This is a genomic window from uncultured Thiodictyon sp., from assembly GCF_903828115.1.
Taxonomy (GTDB): domain Bacteria; phylum Pseudomonadota; class Gammaproteobacteria; order Chromatiales; family Chromatiaceae; genus Thiodictyon.
On sequence record NZ_CAIKKU010000742.1, the window covers coordinates 1 to 2,135 of the forward strand.

At 65.3% G+C, this 2,135-nt stretch carries 1 protein-coding gene and 1 pseudogene; one reads left to right on the plus strand and one right to left on the minus strand.

Annotated features, from left to right (window positions below; genetic code table 11):
* Positions 1 to 937 (plus strand): annotated as a pseudogene (locus QZY48_RS27435) (hypothetical protein); the annotation flags it as partial.
* A 160-nt stretch (positions 938 to 1,097) separates the two neighbouring features.
* Here QZY48_RS27435 and QZY48_RS27440 read toward each other — a convergent pair.
* Positions 1,098 to 1,865 (minus strand): hypothetical protein, encoded by a 768-nt coding sequence (locus QZY48_RS27440; RefSeq protein ID WP_366929795.1) that lies wholly within the window; start codon positions 1,863 to 1,865, stop codon positions 1,098 to 1,100.
* Positions 1,866 to 2,135: the final 270 nt, after the last annotated feature.

Sequence of the window (2,135 nt, forward strand, 5' to 3'; positions counted from 1 at the left end):
CGAATGGCTCGACCGCCTGCTGCGCGATCAGTTGGGCGAGCTGCACCCGGAACTGCCGCCGCAGTTCGCCACCGGGGCCTTTCTGTTTCTGCTGCAACGCGCCGCGGAGTGGATCGAGCACAACCGCTGGCGACGCATCGATCCACCGGAGAAGCGCGCGGATTTTCATTTGTGCTACGCCCTCGAGGAGGCGTTGGCAGCCGAGCCGTTCGAGATTGCGCCGCATCCCGATCCCTTGTTGGAGCAGGTCAGACGTTTCATTGCCACGGCACGTTATCTCCGTCCCTGGCGAAACTACGGGCTGCGGCTCGATCTGCTGGGCTGGTTGCAGTACCTCACCCAGCCGACGCGCGGTGCCGACATGGGCTCTCTGGCCGGCGACTGGGACCCCCACTGGGAAATCTCTTATCAATACCGGCTCTTTTTCTGGATCCACCCGGACGATCCATTCCGAATCGAGCGGATCAGCATCGAGCTGTGCGACCGCGCCGGCTCGAACCTGCTGACGGCCGCGGACCCGAAAAACGACGACGAGTGGCGGCGCGAGCAGCTTCACAGGCTGCGCGAGACCATCCGCGAAGCGGACATCGCAATAGCAGCGTTGGAGACAATACAGCGCGACTACGCGATGCCCGCGGATCGCTTCTGGCAATTCCGCGAGCGGCCCGACCCGCAGGAGACGCGGCAACGCGCGCGCCGCAAAGCGTTGCAGGGCAGTTACAACATGCTGTTGCTTCAAGTCGAGAAACGCTTCGGGGCGGCGGTCGCCGCCGACAGCCGACCGCTCATGGAGCGGATCGACGAATTCGATCGGCTGCTGACGCTCGCCGACGCGGTGATCGACAGTCCCGACAGCGCGGCTTGGCTGGCCGCGTTGGGGGAAGCGGTGCAGCCAAGTCTGACCGAGACGGACGACCGAAGGCTCGACCGGCGGTGAGCGAGGCGACTCGACCGGAGGTCGACGCTTTAGCGGGCGGCGCCGCGTCCGGCTGAAGCCTCGACCTCCGGTCTGTGGCATGGGTACGAAATGATCCGGAGTTCACCTCCACGACAACGGTTACAACCGGGAAGGCTAACGGGATCTCCGCCGTCCCGCACTAACGACCCGCCGCCCAGTCATCCGCGCGCTCGAAGGCCTGAAAGGCCGCCTCCAATGCCCACTGCCGACTGGCCTTTGCGCTCCCGGCGAGCCAGTTGCGGCAGACCGCCGAGGGTGTAACGCTCCCGGGTTCATCGTGCGCGCAGGCGGCGACGGGCGCGGCGTTCGCCGGGTCGCGCCACAGGCTCGCGCCCGAAAGGAAGCTGTAGGTCAGGCCGTTGCGCGAGAGTTGCTTGATCTGCGCATAGGAGAGACCGTAGTCCCTGACGGCGCGCAGATACTCGTTGGTCAGATCGATCCGCGACACCCCGGCATCGTCGGATACCAAGACCACCGGGACCCCCGCGGCCAGGTAATCGGGGAAGGGATGATCCTGGCCTTTCACCCCCAGGATGAGGTCGTTGCTGGTCAGACAGACCTCCACGGCCGTGTCCCGGTCCGCCATGACCCTGAGCGTCTGAAACGCCGAATCTTCATAGCCGATAGCGACCCCGTGGCCGATCCGCTCGGCCCCGGCGACCGTCACTGCCTCGCGGATATGGGTGCGCAGACGCTCCGGCGGCACCAGCCCCAGGGTCAATTCACCGGCGTGCAGGGCAATCCTCACCTTGGGTGCCCGCCGGGAGAAGAATGCCACCATGCGCATATGCAGGTCGTAATCGCGCAGGGCGACCGGATCGTCCTCCGGGGCGACCAGATTGATGGCGGCGACCCGCGGGTTCGCCCCGGCCAGCGCACGGTCGTGGCTCGCCGCCCATCCGCGCAGCCTGGATGCAAGAACGCCAGGCGTGCCGCTTCTGAGAAGTCAGGATCCTGACTCCGACCGGCCAGTGCAAACCACTGATATCTTAAGGTCTCACCCTTAACTGAGTGCCATTCGCCCCTGACCCCTGTGGCCCTTTTCCCGCTGTCCCCGGAACTCGCTATAATGTACAGACTTCCTGTCCAATTCACCCCGGGCTTCGCCATGATCGAAACCACCTACAGCCAGGCGCGCGAGCAACTGAAGACGCTGATGGATCGCGCGGTCGACGAC